This is a genomic window from Tsukamurella ocularis, from assembly GCF_965138335.1.
In the GTDB taxonomy this organism is placed as follows: domain Bacteria; phylum Actinomycetota; class Actinomycetes; order Mycobacteriales; family Mycobacteriaceae; genus Tsukamurella; species Tsukamurella ocularis_A.
Genome location: NZ_CBCSDV010000017.1, coordinates 60,147 through 75,732, shown reverse-complemented (window position 1 = coordinate 75,732; position 15,586 = coordinate 60,147). Strand labels below are relative to the sequence as shown.

The following is a 15,586-nucleotide window of genomic DNA, read 5'->3' as shown; positions in this document are numbered from 1 at the left end:
ATTACTCGGCAGCCTCGTCGGCGGCCTCGGCCTCGGCCTCGTCGTCGGTCTGCGCCGCGGCGATCTCGGTGATGTTGATGACCAGCGCGTCGGCGTCGGTGACCAGGGTGGCGCCGGCGGGGAGCTCGAGCTGCCCGGCGGAGATCTGGGTGCCGGCCTCGAGGTTGTGGACGTTGAAGACGATGTTCTCGGGGATGTTCAGCGCGTCGGCCTCGATCTCGACCTCGTTGAGGTCCTGCGCCACCTGGGTGCCGCCGGCGGGCTCGCCCTCGACGATGACGGACACGGAGACCGTGACCTTCTCGCCCTTCTTGATGACGAGGAGGTCGGTGTGCTCGATGTAGTTGCGCAGCGGGTGCACGACGACCTGCTTGGTCAGCGCGAGCTGCTCCTTGCCGTCGATGTCCAGGTTCAGCACGGCGTTGGTGCCGTCCTTACGCAGGATGGCGGCGAACTCGCGCGCGACGACGGTGAAGTGCTGCGGCTCGGTGCCGTGGCCGTAGAGGACCACGGGGACGAGGCCGTCGCGACGGGCGCGGCGGGCGGCGCCCTTGCCGAACTCGGTGCGGACGGTGGCGGCGAGCTTGTTCTGCTCAGACATGATGTTCCTTCAAGTGCGGTGAATCGGCCTCGACGATGCCGAGGCGGTCCGCACTGCGCCTCGCGGATCCGCGGGAGAAGTGCCGTTCGCGTCGATCACGGCGGCCGGGGCCGCCCTCGCCGAGAAGGTCGCCGCACAGTCTAGCGAACGGCCCGCTCAGGAGTGAAATCGAACCTTCGCCGTTACGTCATGTCCAGTTCGCGCGACGTCCACGCCACATGGGCACCATCGACACCGTGAACAACGCCCCGCTGTGGTCGCCGCAGGACGTCGCGGAGCGCTTCGTCGACGCCCTGGGCGGCGGCGACTACGACATCGCCGAGCAGCTGCTGGCGAAGGACGTCGTGTACCGGCGCACGGGCGGTCGTCCCCTGCGCGGCCGTGCCGCGATCGCCCGGCACTTCCGCTGGCACGCCCGCACGCGCGTCGCGATGCAGGCGGTCCTGCTGATGTCAGAGCAGTCCGACTGCGCGACGGCCGTCACCGAGCGGGTGACCGCCCTCGTCTACGGCCCGCTGCGGGTGCAGTTCCCGGTGCGGGGCACGTTCGAGGTCGACGGTGGCCGCATCGTCGCCTGGCGCGACGAGGCGGACGTGCGCGCGGTCGCCCGCGCCGCCGCGCGGGCCGCCGCGGGGGTCTTCTACGCGCCCGCCCGGCCCACCCTTCCGCGCGCCGTGATCTGAACCGGGAAGCCGCGGCGACCGCCCGGCGTTGCACCGGGCATGACGACTCTGGGCAGGATCGGGATCTGGCGCGCCGCCACGCAGGCCGACGGTGCTTTCGCGGCACGCGCCGAGGAACTGGGTTACGGCACCGTGTGGCTGGGCGGTTCGCCCGGCGGCGACCTGGCGGTGGTGGATCCGTTGCTGGCGGCGACGGAGAACCTCGTCGTGGCGACGGGCATCCTCAACATCTGGCAGGACGACGCCCGATCGGCCGCGGCCGCCTTCCATCGGATCGAGGGCCTGTTCCCCGGCCGGTTCGTGCTCGGCATCGGCGCCGGGCACCGCGAGGCCACCGCCGACTACCGCACCCCGTACCAGGCCCTCGTCGACTACCTCGACGTGCTCGCCGCGGAGGGCGTGCCGAAGCAGCAGACGGTGCTCGCCGCGCTCGGCCCCAAGGTGTTGCGGCTCGCCGCCGATCGCACCGCCGGTGCCCACCCCTATCTGACCACGCCGGAGCACACGCGCCGCGCCCGCGAGATCCTCGGCGACGGGGTGCTGCTCGCGCCCGAGCAGAAGGTCGTGCTCGGCGTCGACGAGGCCCGCGCGCGGGAGGTCGGCCGGGGCACCGTCGACTTCTACCTGCGCCTGCGCAACTACGTCGCCAACCTGCGGCGCCTCGGCTTCGACGAGGCCGACCTCGAGCGGCCCGGCAGCGACCGCCTCGTCGACGCGCTCGCCGTGCACGGGGACGGCGACGCGATCGCCGCGGGCGTGCGCGCGCACCTCGATGCGGGCGCCGACCACGTCGCCGTGCAGGCGCTCGGCGACGACCCGTGGCCGGCGCTGGAGGCGATCGCGCAGCGCCTGCGCTGACGGTCGGGCACGATGGGTGCCGTGAACGCCACAGCCGATGCCGCCGCCAACCTCGCCGACTTCACGAAGGAGTCGTTCGCCGACGCCGGCGTGACCCACGACGTCTACCGCAAGGGCTCCGGCCCGGCGGTGATCGTGATCGCCGAGATCCCCGGCATCACGCCGAAGGTGCTGGACTTCGCCCGGAAGGTGGTCGACGCCGGCTTCACCGCGGTGCTCCCGCACCTGTTCGGCACCCCGGGCCTCGACGCCGGGAACCCGAAGGCCATCGGCGCCCTCGAATCGGGGAAGGCGATGGCCAAGCTCGCCGCCACGCTGTGCGTGAGCCGGGAGTTCACCATCCTCGCCACGGGCAAGACCTCACCGGTGGTCACCTGGCTGCGCGCCCTCGCGCGACAGGAGCACGAGCGCTGCGGCGGCAAGGGCGTCGGCGCGGTGGGCATGTGCTTCACCGGCGGCTTCGCGCTGGGGATGGCCGTCGACGACGTGATGCTCGCGCCGGTGCTCAGCCAGCCGTCGCTGCCCTTCCGCCCCATCCCGGGCACCGGCCGCACCATCGACATCTCCCCGCAGGACCTCGACACCGTCAAGGTGCGCTGCGCGAAGCAGGGCCTCAAGGTCATGGGCCTGCGGTTCAAGGGCGATCGCATGGTGCCCGGCGAGCGCTTCGACTTCCTCCGCGAGCAGCTCGGCGACGGCTTCATCGCCGTCGAGCTCGACGACGCCGACGCCAACCCCGACGCGATGATCCCGCCGCACTCCGTGCTCACCGAGCACCTCATCGACGAGCCCGGCCAGCCCACCCGCCGGGCCCTCGACGACGTGATTCAGCTCTTCCGCGACACCCTGGTCTGATCAGTCCTTCTCCTGCTCCGACTTCTGCGCGTCATCCGCCGGCAGAGATCCCTCGGATACGGAACCGTCGGCGTGCTTCTCGACGACCGACAGCACCAGGCCGTCGTCGTCGGCGTCGACTCGCACCGTGTCGCCCTCACGGACGTCCCCGCGCAGCAGCATCGACGACAGGCGGTTGTCGAGCTCCTTCTGCACCGTGCGACGCAGCGGCCGGGCGCCGAACTGGGGCTGGAATCCCTCGTCGGCCAGCCAGTCCTCGGCCTTCGTCGTCACGTCCAGCTCCACGTCCTGGGCGCGCAGCAGCCGCCGGGTGCCGTCGAGGATCATCTCGACGATGTTGCGCAGTTGCGTCCGGTCGAGGCGGTGGAAGATCACCGTGTCGTCGATGCGATTGAGGAACTCGGGGCGGAAGTGGGAGTGGAGCCGCTCCTTGACCTGCGGTATCACCGACTCCCAATCGTCCTCGGGCGCAGCGAGGATCAGGTCGGCGCCGATGTTGCTGGTCAGGATCACGATGGTGTTCTTGAAATCGACGGTGCGCCCCTGCGCGTCGGTCACGCGCCCGTCGTCGAGGAGCTGCAGCAGCACGTTGAAGACGTCGGGGTGTGCCTTCTCGACCTCGTCGAACAGGATCACCGAATAGGGCTGCCGCCGAACCTTGTCGGTGAGCTGCCCGGCCTCCTCGTAGCCCACGTACCCGGGAGGCGCGCCCACGAGCCGCGAGACGGTGTGCTTCTCCTGGAACTCGCTCATGTCGAACCGGATCAGGCGATCCTCGTCGCCGAAGACGGTGGCGGCCAGCGCCTTCGCGAGCTCGGTCTTGCCGACGCCCGTCGGGCCGAGGAACAAGAAGGAGCCGATGGGGCGGCTCGGGTCCTTGAGCCCGGCGCGGGCGCGGCGCACGGCCTCGGCGACGGCGAGCACCGCCTCGTCCTGCCCGACCACGCGGTCGTGCAGGTCGTCCTCAAGACGCAGCAGCTTCTCCCGCTCCTCGGAGGTCAGGTCCGCGACGGGGATCCCGGTGCGCCGGGAGACCACCTCGGCGATGTCGGTGACCGTCACCTCGGGCTCGCCGTCGCCGCCGCCCGCGTCCGCGAGGCGTTGCTCGGCGTCCGCGATCTTCCCCTTGATCTCGTTGGCGGCCTCGTAGTTCTCGCCCTCGACGGCGCTGTCCTTCTCGCGGCGCAGCGCCGAGAGCTCGTCCTCGATCGAGCGGGTGTCCGGGTCGGAGGTCTTGGTGCGCAGGCGGACCCGGGCGCCGGCCTGGTCGACCAGGTCGATCGCCTTGTCCGGCATGAACCGGTCCGTGATGTAGCGGTCGGAGAGTTCCGCGGCCGCGACCAGCGCCGCGTCGTCGTAGCGCACCTGGTGGTGCTCCTCGTAGACGTCGATGAGGCCGCGCAGGATCTCGATCGTGTCGTCCACCGACGGCTCGCTCACCATGACCGGCTGGAAGCGGCGTTCGAGGGCGGCGTCCTTCTCGATGTACTTGCGGTACTCGTCGATGGTGGTGGCGCCGATGGCGTGCAGCTCGCCCCGCGCCAACGCCGGCTTGAGCATGTTGCCGGCGTCCATGGAGCCCTCGCCCCCGCCGCCCGCACCGATGATCGTGTGGAGCTCGTCGATGAAGACCACCAGCTCGTCCGAGTGCTCGCGCACCTCGTCGAGCACCTTCGTCAGCCGCTCCTCGAACTCGCCGCGGTACTTACTGCCCGCGACCATCGAGCTCACGTCGAGCGCGATCACGCGGCGCCCGGCGAGGGTCTTCGGCACGTCGTCGTTGACGATCCGTTGCGCCAGCCCCTCGACGATGGCGGTCTTGCCCACGCCGGGATCGCCGATCAGCACCGGGTTGTTCTTGCGGCGCCGGGAGAGGATCTCGATGGTCTGCTCGATCTCCTCGGCGCGGCCGACGACGGGATCGACCTTGCCGGCGCGGGCCTCCGCGGTGAGATCGCGGCCGTACTCGTCGAGTGTCGGCGTCGTGCTCTCCTGCTGCGCGGCCGGGCCGGTGGCCCCCGGCATCGCGGCCCTGCCCTGCTTGCCGCCCGGCGCCGGCGCGGACATCCCGCCGCCCGCGAGTGCCTGTGCCGCAACGGTGTCCGGATTGTCGGCGATGCCGAGCAGAATGTGCTCCGGCCCCACGTAGGACTGCCCGTTCTGGGCGGCGTGCTGCTGCGCGACGCGGAGCGCGCGCCGCGAGGCGGGGCTGAGCGACGGGGCGCCGTTCATCGCATCGGGGTTCGCGCTGGCCTGCGCGGCGGCCTTCATCGACGCGGCGACCCGGTCCGGATCGAGTTTGAGCCGCACGAGCACGTCGCGGGTCGGCTCGGTCATCGCCGCCGCGTACAGCAGGTGCTCCGGGGTGATCTCCGGGTTGTCCCAGTCGGACGCCGCGATCTGCGCCTCGGCGAGCAGCGTCTTCGCCTGATCGTTGAGCAGGCGGTTGAGGTCCACCCGCGCCGTCGCGGGCCTCCCCGCCGAGCCGCCGAAGAATCGCTGGAAGATGTCGTCGAAGACGCCGTCGAGCTCGCTCATGGGGAGGCCTTTCCTCGGTTCTCGGTGGGTGTTCCGCTCCTCGGACCGGCGGTCCTAGGAGGTCAGCGGCACGGTCGCCTCGGCGGTGTAGGCCAGGAAGGTGAACGTCTCCTGCAGATAGAGCTGCACCGTGGTCGCGTCGTGGCTGAGGTAGCCGATCTCCACGTCGGTGCCCAGGCGCAGCTCGTAGTCGCCGCCGCGGGTGGTGAGCACGAAACCGCCGTCGATCGCGGGCGCCCAGATGATCTCGCCGTCCACCAGCCGCCGCAGCTGCTCGCGGATCGGGTAGCCGTGGTCGGTGGTCTCGCTGATCGAGGTGTAGACGTCGGCGGAGAGCAGCACCGAGTACGGCCCGTCGACGCCCGCGAGCCGCAGGTCCTCGAGCGCGCTCGCGACGGCGTCGGGCACGTCGATCGGGTCGCTCGGCAGCGCGATGGCCTTGTTCGACGAGGAGGCGCGCAGGCCCGCGATCGACGCGGCGGCGTAGCCCTCGAAGACGGCGCGGTCCTCGGCGTAGGCGAGCTGCTTGGCAGCGGCCTTCACCGGATCCCAGTCGGCGTCCTGCGCACCGCGTTCCACCGAGTCGACGGCGTCGCGGGAGACGGTGAAGGGCACGCGCAGCCGCACCAGTGGGCGGCTCTCGCGCAGCTGCGCCTGGACGCCCTCGGCGGGGCCGTCGACGGGGAGGAGGCGGCCGGTGCCGACCGCGGCCGCCTCGGGGCCGTCGGGGCCGGTGACGTCGACGACGCGGCGGCCGGCGATGTTGCGCTTGAAGGTGCGGGAGGCCTCGGTCTCGATCTCCTCCCAGGCCTCGGGGGTGACCGGTGCGAGGTGACGGTGCAGATTGTTCATGACTTACCTTCCTTGAGGCCGCCGATGCCGAGCGAGCCCTCGGCGCGGGCGGGCGTGGTCGTGCCGGTCGGTTCCGTCGACGGTGCGCCGTCGGCGGCGGGGAGATCGGGCGGCGCGTCGAGCCAGTCGCCCGACGGGGTGAAGAACAGGCCGCCCGTGTGCGCGGTGGAGAAGTCGAGGATCCGGTCGGTGTTTCCGGGCGGATCGCCGAGGAACATGTTGCGCAGCATCTGCTCGGTGACGCCGGGGTCGCGGGAGTAGCCGATGAAGTAGGTGCCGAACTCGCCCTTGCCGAGCTCGCCGAAGGGCATGTTCTGCCGCATGATCTGCAGCTGCTCGCCGTTCTCGTCCTCGATCACGTTGAGCGCGATGTGCGAGTCCGGCGGCTTCACGTCGTCGGCCATCTCGATGTCCTCGAGCTTGGTGCGACCGATCACCCGCTCCTGCTCAGCGGTCGACAGCGCGCGCCAGGCCGCCATGTCGTGCAGGTACTTCTGCACGTGCACGTAGCTCCCGCCGGCGAAGTCGGGATCCTCGTCGCCCACCCGGGTGGCGGTCACGGCCGCCGGCCCGTCGGGGTTCTCGGTGCCGTCGACGAAGCCGAGCAGGTCGCGGTTGTCGAAGAACCGGAAACCGTGCACCTCGTCGACCACCGTCACCGCGTCGCCGAGCGCGTCGAGGATCCGCCAGGACAGCTCGAAGCACATGTCGAGGGTGCTCGCCTTGACGTGGAACAGGATGTCGCCCGGGGTCGACGGCGCGGTGTGCCGCGGACCGTCGAGCTGGACGAACGGGTGCAGGCCGCGCGGCTTGGGCCCGGAGAACAGCCGGTCCCAGACGTCGGAGCCGAACGAGGTGGTGAGGGAGAGCTGCTTCTCGGGGTATCGGAACCCGACCGAGCGGGTGAGCCCGGAGAGGTTGTCGAGTGCTTCGTGGACGCGATCCTCCCGGCCCCGCTCGACGGTCGCCACGACGAACATCGCGGCGTGGGTCAACGGCGAGATCACACCTTGATTCGGGACCACGGTTTTCACCCTAACTCAGGTCTGGACGGTGCGGCGGGGGAAGAACGATCGATGCGGCGGGGCGCGAAAACCCGCGCGTGCGATGATGGTCCGTGACCGTACCGGCGATATCGATTCGACGGTAATGGGCGGATTCCACGGGACCGGAGGGAGCGAAGATGAGTTGGATCGCAGTGGTGGTACTGGCGGTGGCGGCCCTCGCGGGCGTCGTCGCCGCGTGCGTGATCTCCGCGCCGCGCCGCCCGGCCTCGGACGCCGCCTACACGACCAACGCGCTCCTCGCCGCCGGCGCGGTCAGCGGCGCCGCCGTGTGCGCGATCCTCGCCGCGGTGTTCGCCGCCTACGCCTAGCCCCGCGTGCCGCGTCCGGTGGGGATGCGCCTCCCCGAGCGCTACCGCCCCGATCTGCGCGACGGCGGACACGCGCTCCGCGTCGCGATCGCGCTCCTCGTGCCGGGCCTGGCACTCATCGCCTGGGGGCGCCCCGAGCTGCTGATCTACGCCGAGTTCGGCGCCTTCGCGGGCATGTACGGGCGCGGCGAGCACGGCCGGCCGCGGATCGTGCACCAGGTGCAGGCCGGTGGCCTGCTCCTCGCGGGGGAGGCGCTCGGCATCACGCTCGCGCACCATCAGGCGCCGCCCTGGGTGCTCGTGGTGGTCGGCGTGGTCTTCGCCACCGTCTGCTCCGTCCTGTCCGACGCGGTGCGGTTGCGCCCCGCCGGACCGTTCTTCTTCCTGTTCGCGATGGGCGCGACCGCGACGCTGCCGGCGGGGCTGGCCCCGCCCGCGCAGGCGCTCGCGATCTGTGCCGCCACCGTCGTCTTCGCCATCGTGATCGGCGCCGTCGGCCGGCCCGATCCGTTCCGCGGCCGGCCCTGGTGGGACGGCATCGCGATGGTGCTGCGCCGCCCGGCGCCCGGCGTGGGCGTCCATGCGCTGCGCTACGCGCTCGCCGTGGGTCTTGCGGGCGCGGCCGGCGTGCTGATCGGCGTCGATCACGCCAACTGGGCGATGGCGGCCGCCGCGGTGCCGCTGGCGGTGATCGACGCGGGCCGGCCGTCCGACGCGGAGGCCGGGCTCGTGATCACCCGGGCGACGCACCGCACCGTCGGGACCTTCGTCGGGCTCGCGGTGGCCGCGGCGCTCCTGGCGCTGGACCCCGGGCCCACCGCGCTGGCGCTCGTGGCGATCGCGCTGCTGTTCCCGACGGAGCTGTACATGGCGCGGCACTACGCCGTCGCGATCGGCTTCTTCACCCCGCTGATCATGCTGATGACCGAGCTGGCCGATCCCACCGATCCGGTGCGGATGCTGCTCTACCGCGGCATCGACACCGTGATCGGCGTGGTGGTGGGCGTCGCCGTCGCCCTGCTGGTGCGCAGCCCCGCCGAGCGGCGCGGCTGAGCCGTCGCCCGGGCCGGGAACCGCGCACCGTCGGGGATCAGACGTGCGCGCCCGGGCTGGCGGAACCGTCGGCCGTGTACGAGCTCGCGCCCACGCCGGCGAGCGCGCCGCCGTCGACGATGAGGTACTCGTCCCGGATCGCCGACCCCGCGAAGAAGTCCTCGAGGATCTCCCGGGTGCCCGCGGCGTACCGGGCCTGCGCGGAGAGGGTGGTGCCGGAGACGTGCGGGGTCATCGCGTGGTGCGGCATGGTGCGCCACGGGTGATCGACGGCCGGCGGCTGCGGGAACCAGACGTCGCCCGCGTACCCCGCGAGCTGCCCGGATTCGAGTGCGGCGACGATGTCGTCGCGGACCACGATCTCGGCGCGCGCGGTGTTGACGATGTAGCTGCCGCGGCGCATCGTGGCGAGCAGCTCGGCGTCGAACATGTGGTAGGTCTTCGGGTGCAGCGGCGCGTGGATGTCCACCACGTCCACCGAGCGGACCAGCGATTCGACCGACTCGTGGTAGGTCAGGTTCAGCTCCTGCTCGAGCTCCAGCGGCAGGCGACGGGTGTCGAAGTAGTGCAGCCGCACGCCGAAGGGGGCGAGGCGGCGCATGACGGCCTGGCCGATCCGGCCGGCGGCGATGATGCCGACGTCCATGCCCTCGAGGTCGTAGGCGCGCTCGACGCAGTCGGCGATGTTCCAGCCGCCGTCGACGACCCACTGGTACGACGGCACGAAGTTGCGGACCAGCGTGAGGATCTGCATCACGGCGTGCTCGGCGACGCTGATCGAGTTGCTGTAGGTGACCTCGGCGACGGTGATGCCCGCCTTGATCGCGGCGTCCAGATCGACGTGGTCCGACCCGATGCCCGCGGTGAGCGCGAGCTTGAGGTTCGGGGCCTTCGCGATCCGCTCCGCCGAGAGGTACGCGGGCCAGAACGGCTGCGAGATCACGACCTCGGCCTCGGCGAGGTGCCGCTCGAACTCGGGTCCGTCCTTCTCGGAGGTCACGACCAGCTCGTGGCCGGCCGCCTCGAGGTACTTCCGCAGGCCCAGTTCGCCGGAGACGCAGCCGAGCAGCTCACCCGGCGTGAAGTCGATGGCGGCGGGGGAGGGGATGGTGTGGCCGCCGGGGTAGGCCTCGATCAGGGGGATGGAGTCGCGGGCGTACTCGGGCGGGTAGCCCGTCACCGGGTCGGGGTACAGGACACACAGGATCTTCGCCATGATCACTCCTTGAATGGGCGAGGGGGAGAATGGATTTCGTCCCTCTGACATCCACCTTCGCGCGTCCGGGCGGGGCCGTCCAATACGGGTGTCCGCTCGCTCGATAGGCGGCGCCGATCACCGCAGGCAGGAGGTCAGCCGGCGCGCTGCGCGCTCTCCGCGAGGGCCCGGGCGATCACCGATTCGGGCTCGCCGCCGCCGCGCACGAGGGCCACCGGGGTGGCGAGCTCGCCGGCGCCCTCGAGTTCCACGGTCCGCGTGCCCGACGGTGCGCGGTACGTCGCGATCCACGCCCGCGGCACGATCGACGCCCACCGGCCCGCGCCCACCATCGCCAGGAGCGTCGCCACCGAGTCGGCCTCCAGGCGCGGCGTGAGCCGCACCCCGTGCGTCCGGGCCGCCGCGTCGACGAGATCCCGCCCGTGCATGCCCTCGTGCAGCAGGCACATCGGCAGCTGCGCGGCGTCCGCCCACGCGAGCGGGGAGTCACCGTCGGGAAGGAGGTCCTCGCGCGCGATGAGCGCGAGCCGGTCGGTGTACAGCGGCGTCACCGACAGCCCGTCGACGTCGACGCCCTCGGGGTAGACGATCCCCGCGTCCAGCTCGAACCGACGGATGCGCTCGACCACGTCGGCGGAGCGCAGGCCCGCCCACACCCGGACGCGGACCAGGGGATGGGCGGCGCAGAACGGGTCGGTGAGCAGCGCGGCGGAGGTGGCGGCCGCGGGGATCACGCCGAGGCTCAGCTCCCCGGTGAGACCGGTGCGCAGGGCCGTGACCTCGTGCTCCAGGGCGTCGCGGTCGGCGAGGATGCGGCGCGCCCAGGGCACGAGCCGCTCGCCCTCGGGGGTCAGGCCCTCGAAGGAGGAGCCGCGCAGCACGAGCGGCACCTTGAGCTCGTGCTCGAGCTTGCGGATCGCCTCGGACAGCGCGGGCTGCGAGACGTAGCACGCGCTGGCCGCGCGCGCGAAGTGCTGCTCGCGCGCGAGGGCGACGAAGTACTCGAGCTGCCGGAAGAGCATCGCCCTTCGCTACAGGATCTCGTCGACGGCCTCGGTGGGGCGGGCCATGCGGGTGCCCTTGTCCGTCACCACGAAGGGCCGCTCGATGAGCCTGGGGTGCGCGACCATCGCGTCGAGCAGCGCGTCGTCGGTCGCGTCGGCGAGGCCGAGGTCCTTGTACTCGGCCTCGCGGGTGCGCACGGCCTGTCGCACCGTGAGCCCGGCATCGTCGATGAGCTTCGCCAGCTCGGCCTTCGACGGGACCTGGTCGAGGTACTTGACCACCGTCACCGTCGCGCCCGCCTCCTCCAGCCGGGCGAGCGCCTGGCGGGACTTGCTGCACTTCGGGTTGTGGTAGATCGTCGCGTCCATACCGGCCAATCTAGTCCGTGACGCTCAGGTGCACGTCGACGGTGTCGCCGACGTCGACGCCCTCGGCCGTGCGAACGGCCTTCTTCAGCGGGAGCACGTAGGTGCCGCGTTTCGCGTCGGGGAAGATCGACGTGGCCCATGTGGTCAGGCCGATGGTCGCGGAGACGCGAACGCTCCCGAACCCGGGGCGGGAGCCGTCGACGGTGTCGGCGATCTCGTCGGCCAGGTGGTTCGGGAGCGAGACGAAGCGGCAGGCGGCGAAGACCTCCGAGAGCCAGATCTCGGCCCGGAAGTCGCCGCGGACGCCCGCCACGGCGCGTTACGCGTTGCCGTTGAACAGGCTCGTCACCGAGCCGTTCTCGAAGACCTCGTTGATGGTGCGGGCCAGCAGCGGGGCGAGCGAGAGCACGGTGAGGTTGTCGAAGTGCTTCTCCGGCGGGATCGGCAGGGTGTTGGTGGCGATGACCTCGCGGGCGCCGCAGTTGGCGAGGCGCTCGGTGGCGGGATCGGAGAAGACGCCGTGCGTGGTCGCGATGATCACGTCCTTCGCACCGGCCTCCATGAGCACGCCCACGGCGCCGGCGATGGTGCCGCCGGTGTCGATCATGTCGTCCATGAGGACGCAGGTGCGGCCGGTGACGTCACCGACGACGCGGTTGCTCTTGACCTGATTCGGGACGTTGGGGTCGCGCGTCTTGTGCACGAACGCCAGCGGCGCGCCGTCGAGTGCGTCGGCCCACTTCTCGCCGACCTTGACGCGGCCGGCGTCGGGGGAGACGACCACCATGTTGTCGGTGCCGTACTTCTCGCGGACGTACCCGGCGAGGATCGGCTGTGCGTGCATGTGGTCGACGGGGCCGTCGAAGAAGCCCTGGATCTGGTCGGTGTGCAGGTCGACCGTGATGATCCGGTCGGCGCCCGCGGTCTTGAGCAGGTCCGCCACGAGGCGCGCGGAGATGGGCTCGCGGCCGCGGTGCTTCTTGTCCTGGCGGGCGTACGGGTAGAACGGCAGGACGGCCGTGATCCGCTTGGCGGAACCGCGCTTGAGCGCGTCGATCATGATCAGCGTCTCCATGATCCACTGATTGACCGGGTAGGGCGCGCTCTGCAGGACGAAGGCGTCGCTACCGCGCACGGACTCCTCGAACCGCACGAAGATCTCGCCGTTGGCGAAATCGCGTGCCGTCTGCGGGGTGACCTGCACACCGAGCTCGTCGGCGACCTGCTGCGCCAGCTCGGGGTGGGCACGGCCCGAGAACAGCATCAGGTTCTTCTGGTTATCGATCCAGTTGTTCACTGCTCGTCAATCCTCGCGATAGCCTGCTGGGCCGCCTCGGCGGAGCTCGTGCCCGGACGCCGGTGCAGTACCCATTCCTCGATGTTCCGCTGATCCGCGGCGGAGACCGCCAGGGCTCCCGGCGGCACGTCGCGCTTGATCACGGTACCCGCTCCGCTGTACGCGCCGTCGCCCACCTCCACCGGCGCGATGAGCATCGTGTCCGAGCCGATGCGCACGTGGTCGCCGATCACCGTTCGGTGTTTGTTCACCCCGTCGTAATTCACCGTCACGGTCGCGCAGCCGATGTTGCTGCCCTCGCCGATGGTCGCGTCGCCGATGTAGCTCAGGTGCGGGATCTTGCTGCCCGCTCCGATCTGCGCGTTCTTGGTCTCGGCGAAGGCGCCGATCTTGCCCTTCGGCCCGAGGTCGGTGTTCGGCCGCAGGTAGCTGAACGGCCCGACGGTCGCGTTCTCGCGGATCACCGACAGGTGCACCTCGCTGCGCAGCACCGTCGCGCCGGCGCCCACCTCGGTGTCGATCAGGGTGGTGTCGGGGCCGATGACCGCGTCCTCGGCGACGACCGTCGCGCCGCGCAGGTGCGTGCCCGGCTGGATCACCACGTCGGGCGCGATCTCGACGTCGACGTCGATGTAGGTGCTCGCGGGGTCGACGACGGTGACGCCGTTCAGCTGGTGCCGCTCCACGATCCGCCGGTTCAGCTCCCGGCCCAGGTGGGAGAGCTGGATCCGGTCGTTGCAGCCGGCGACCAGCATCTCGTCGTCGACGTGGTCGCCGCGCACCAGCTGGCCGGCCGTGCGGGCGATGCCGATCACGTCGGTCAGGTACAGCTCGCCCTGCGAATTGTCGGGCCGCAGCTGCGCGAGGGCGGCGACCAGCTGCGTGTGGTCGAAGGCGTACACGCCGGAGTTGATCTCCGTGATGGCGAGCTGCTCGGGCGTCGCGTCCTTCTGCTCGACGATCTGCGTGACCTGCCCGTCCTGCGTGCGCAGCACGCGGCCGTAGCCGGTGGGATCGGCGACCGCGGTGGTGAGCACGGTGACCGCCGCCCCGTCGCCGCCGGTGTGCGTGTCGAGGAGCTCCCGCAGCGTCGCGGCGTCGAGGAGAGGGACGTCGGCGGCCGTCACGATGACGGTGCCGGAGAAGTCCGCCGGGAGGGCGCTGAGCCCGGCCTGCACCGCGTCGCCGGTGCCGCGCTGCTGCTCCTGCACCGCGACCAGGATCTCGTGCTCCAGCTCGCCCGCGGTGGCGAGCGCGGCTTCGGCGACCCGGTCCCGGTCGTGGCCGACCACGACCACGAGGTGCTCCGGCTTCGTGCCCGCGGCGGCGTGCAGCGCGTGGCCCAGCAGGGTGCGGCCCGCGATCGGGTGCAGCACCTTGGGGACCTTCGACCGCATCCGCGTGCCCGCGCCCGCGGCGAGGATCACCACCGCTGTTCCGTTCGCCATCGCTGCTCCTGAGGTGTCGTCCGTATCGTGCGTTCGCGTCGAGAGTCGGCGCAATCCTACGAGAACCGCCGCGGTCGAGCGTCCGTGGCACAATGCTTCACGACGGTTCCGGGCACGCCCCGGACCCGGTCTCCCGTGGTGTAATCGGCAACACTTCTGATTTTGGTTCAGACATTTCAGGTTCGAGTCCTGGCGGGAGAGCAGTGAAAGACCAGTTCAGAGGGCTACGACCGACACGTCTCAACAGATCTGGTGGACGTATCAACGGTTCTCGCACTACCCTCGGTGTATGGCGAGCGTGCGACCACACACCTCTCGCAAGGGTGTGACTACCTACTCGGTGCTCTACCGCGACCAGGGCAAACAGCGCTCCGTCACGCTTACAGACCTGTCTCGCGCCGAGGAATTGGCCCAGCTCATGGGCATGATCGGCGTCGAGAAGGCGCTCGCGGCGACCTTCGATGAGGCCGAGGAGGAGGCAGACGACGACGCGCCGGCGACGCCCACCCTCGCGCAGTACCTCGACCAGCACATCGAAGAGTCGACGAGCGCCAGCTCCGCGACCAAGGGGAACTACCGCAGATACGTTGCAACACTTCGCGATGGCATCGGCGCGCTGCAACTAGACGAGGTCACCAAGGCTGACGTCCGGCGATGGGTCAAGGGACTGCAGTCCGCAGGCAAGACCGGGAAGACGGTCAAGAACCACCTCGCGTTCGTGGCCGGTGTACTCAACGGGGCTGTCGAAGACGGTGACCTGCACAAGAATCCGTGTCACGGCGTCAGCGTCGGAGACTCCTCGCGCACCATCCAGCCGGTGTTCCTGACCGCGCAGCAGGTGCGCACCATCGCCGAGGCCTGCGGTCCGTACGAAGGCCTGGTGATGTGGCTCGCCGGGACCGGGATGCGGTGGAGCGAGGCGACGGCGCTCCACGTGTCCGACGTCGACGTAGCGGCGGGGACAGCTCGGGTGACCCAGGCGTGGAAGCGGCAGTACGGGGAGAACCGCGGCGATGGGATGCGGCTCGGGCCGCCCAAGTCGAAGAAGTCGGTGCGCACCGTGAACGTCGCCGCAGACCTTCTCGCGGCCATCGGAACGGAGCTCGAGCGCGCGCCGGGCGAACTGCTCTTTCAGTCGACGGTGGGGACGCGCGTGAACATCGACGTGTTCCGGTCCACGTACTGGGCGCCAGCAGTCAAGAGCATGGTGCCGCGGCCGAGGATCCACGATCTGCGGCACACGTGCGCGTCGTTGATGATCAAGGCCGGCGTGCCGCTCACCACCGTGCAGGCGCACCTCGGCCACGAGTCGATCAAGACGACATCGGACATCTACGGGCACCTGGACAGGGAGGCCGGTCAGCGCGCGGCCGCNGCGATCGCGGNGGCGNTCGCGGAGGAACCGGGGGAGTAGGCCCCCGGACGCCGGTGTCCTTT

General features: G+C 70.9%; 15 protein-coding genes, 1 tRNA gene and 1 pseudogene. 7 read left to right on the top strand and 10 right to left on the bottom strand.

Going from position 1 to position 15,586, the window contains the following annotated elements:
- Position 1: 1 nt before the first annotated feature.
- Positions 2-601 carry a 50S ribosomal protein L25/general stress protein Ctc gene (locus tag ACNAYW_RS16025; protein ID WP_415850657.1) on the bottom strand — a complete coding sequence of 200 codons (600 nt, stop codon included), beginning with the start codon at positions 599-601 and terminating at the stop codon, positions 2-4.
- 218 nt (positions 602-819) lie between these two features.
- Here ACNAYW_RS16025 and ACNAYW_RS16020 point away from each other — a divergent pair, with 218 nt between their 5' ends.
- Genes ACNAYW_RS16020 through ACNAYW_RS16010 form a run of 3 tightly spaced genes read left to right on the top strand, consistent with a single transcriptional unit; the run spans position 820 to position 2,997 of the window.
- Positions 820-1,284 carry a limonene-1,2-epoxide hydrolase family protein gene (locus ACNAYW_RS16020; protein WP_415850656.1) on the top strand — a complete coding sequence of 155 codons (465 nt, stop codon included), beginning with the start codon at positions 820-822 and terminating at the stop codon, positions 1,282-1,284.
- Positions 1,285-1,323: 39 nt separating this feature from the next.
- Entirely contained in the window at positions 1,324-2,142 is an 819-nt protein-coding gene (locus tag ACNAYW_RS16015; RefSeq protein WP_415850655.1) for an LLM class F420-dependent oxidoreductase, read from the top strand.
- Between the two features lie 12 nt (positions 2,143-2,154).
- Positions 2,155-2,997 carry a dienelactone hydrolase family protein gene (locus tag ACNAYW_RS16010; protein ID WP_415850654.1) on the top strand — a complete coding sequence of 281 codons (843 nt, stop codon included), beginning with the start codon at positions 2,155-2,157 and terminating at the stop codon, positions 2,995-2,997.
- Here the strand turns inward: ACNAYW_RS16010 and ACNAYW_RS16005 are convergent, their stop codons facing one another.
- Genes ACNAYW_RS16005 through ACNAYW_RS15995 form a run of 3 tightly spaced genes read right to left on the bottom strand, consistent with a single transcriptional unit; the run spans position 2,998 to position 7,421 of the window.
- A complete protein-coding gene (locus ACNAYW_RS16005) occupies positions 2,998-5,535 on the bottom strand; it encodes an ATP-dependent Clp protease ATP-binding subunit (RefSeq protein ID WP_415850653.1) in 2,538 nt (845 codons plus the stop codon).
- Positions 5,536-5,589: 54 nt separating this feature from the next.
- On the bottom strand, positions 5,590-6,387 hold the full coding sequence (locus tag ACNAYW_RS16000) for a family 1 encapsulin nanocompartment shell protein (RefSeq protein ID WP_415850652.1): 798 nt from the start codon (positions 6,385-6,387) through the stop codon (positions 5,590-5,592).
- Positions 6,384-7,421 (bottom strand): Dyp-type peroxidase, encoded by a 1,038-nt coding sequence (locus tag ACNAYW_RS15995; protein WP_415850651.1) that lies wholly within the window; start codon positions 7,419-7,421, stop codon positions 6,384-6,386. The genes ACNAYW_RS16000 and ACNAYW_RS15995 overlap by 4 nt, the downstream gene beginning before the upstream one ends.
- Positions 7,422-7,570: 149 nt before the next feature.
- Here ACNAYW_RS15995 and ACNAYW_RS15990 point away from each other — a divergent pair, with 149 nt between their 5' ends.
- Positions 7,571-7,762: a hypothetical protein gene (locus tag ACNAYW_RS15990; RefSeq protein ID WP_415850650.1), complete on the top strand. Its 192-nt coding sequence runs from the start codon at positions 7,571-7,573 to the stop codon at positions 7,760-7,762.
- 24 nt (positions 7,763-7,786) lie between these two features.
- On the top strand, positions 7,787-8,815 hold the full coding sequence (locus ACNAYW_RS15985) for an FUSC family protein (RefSeq protein WP_415850685.1): 1,029 nt from the start codon (positions 7,787-7,789) through the stop codon (positions 8,813-8,815).
- Positions 8,816-8,852: 37 nt separating this feature from the next.
- Here the strand turns inward: ACNAYW_RS15985 and ACNAYW_RS15980 are convergent, their stop codons facing one another.
- From ACNAYW_RS15980 to glmU, 6 genes are all read right to left on the bottom strand, one after another.
- Entirely contained in the window at positions 8,853-10,031 is a 1,179-nt protein-coding gene (locus ACNAYW_RS15980; RefSeq protein WP_415850649.1) for an NAD-dependent formate dehydrogenase, read from the bottom strand.
- A 134-nt stretch (positions 10,032-10,165) separates the two neighbouring features.
- Positions 10,166-11,053, bottom strand: a complete 888-nt coding sequence (locus ACNAYW_RS15975) for a LysR family transcriptional regulator (RefSeq protein WP_415850648.1) — start codon at positions 11,051-11,053, stop codon at positions 10,166-10,168.
- Positions 11,054-11,062: 9 nt separating this feature from the next.
- Positions 11,063-11,404: an arsenate reductase (glutaredoxin) gene (arsC, locus tag ACNAYW_RS15970; RefSeq protein ID WP_415850647.1), complete on the bottom strand. Its 342-nt coding sequence runs from the start codon at positions 11,402-11,404 to the stop codon at positions 11,063-11,065.
- Positions 11,405-11,414: 10 nt separating this feature from the next.
- Positions 11,415-11,717 (bottom strand): DUF1905 domain-containing protein, encoded by a 303-nt coding sequence (locus ACNAYW_RS15965; protein ID WP_415850646.1) that lies wholly within the window; start codon positions 11,715-11,717, stop codon positions 11,415-11,417.
- 6 nt (positions 11,718-11,723) lie between these two features.
- Positions 11,724-12,701 (bottom strand): ribose-phosphate diphosphokinase, encoded by a 978-nt coding sequence (locus ACNAYW_RS15960; protein WP_415850645.1) that lies wholly within the window; start codon positions 12,699-12,701, stop codon positions 11,724-11,726.
- Positions 12,698-14,149 (bottom strand): bifunctional UDP-N-acetylglucosamine diphosphorylase/glucosamine-1-phosphate N-acetyltransferase GlmU, encoded by a 1,452-nt coding sequence (glmU, locus tag ACNAYW_RS15955; RefSeq protein ID WP_415850644.1) that lies wholly within the window; start codon positions 14,147-14,149, stop codon positions 12,698-12,700. Before glmU ends, ACNAYW_RS15960 begins: the two co-directional genes overlap by 4 nt.
- Positions 14,150-14,278: 129 nt before the next feature.
- Here glmU and ACNAYW_RS15950 point away from each other — a divergent pair.
- Together ACNAYW_RS15950 and ACNAYW_RS15945 are read left to right on the top strand one after the other, a co-directional pair.
- Positions 14,279-14,350: transfer RNA gene (locus tag ACNAYW_RS15950), tRNA-Gln, on the top strand.
- An 88-nt stretch (positions 14,351-14,438) separates the two neighbouring features.
- Positions 14,439-15,523, top strand: a pseudogene (locus ACNAYW_RS15945) (tyrosine-type recombinase/integrase); the annotation flags it as partial.
- Positions 15,524-15,586: the final 63 nt, after the last annotated feature.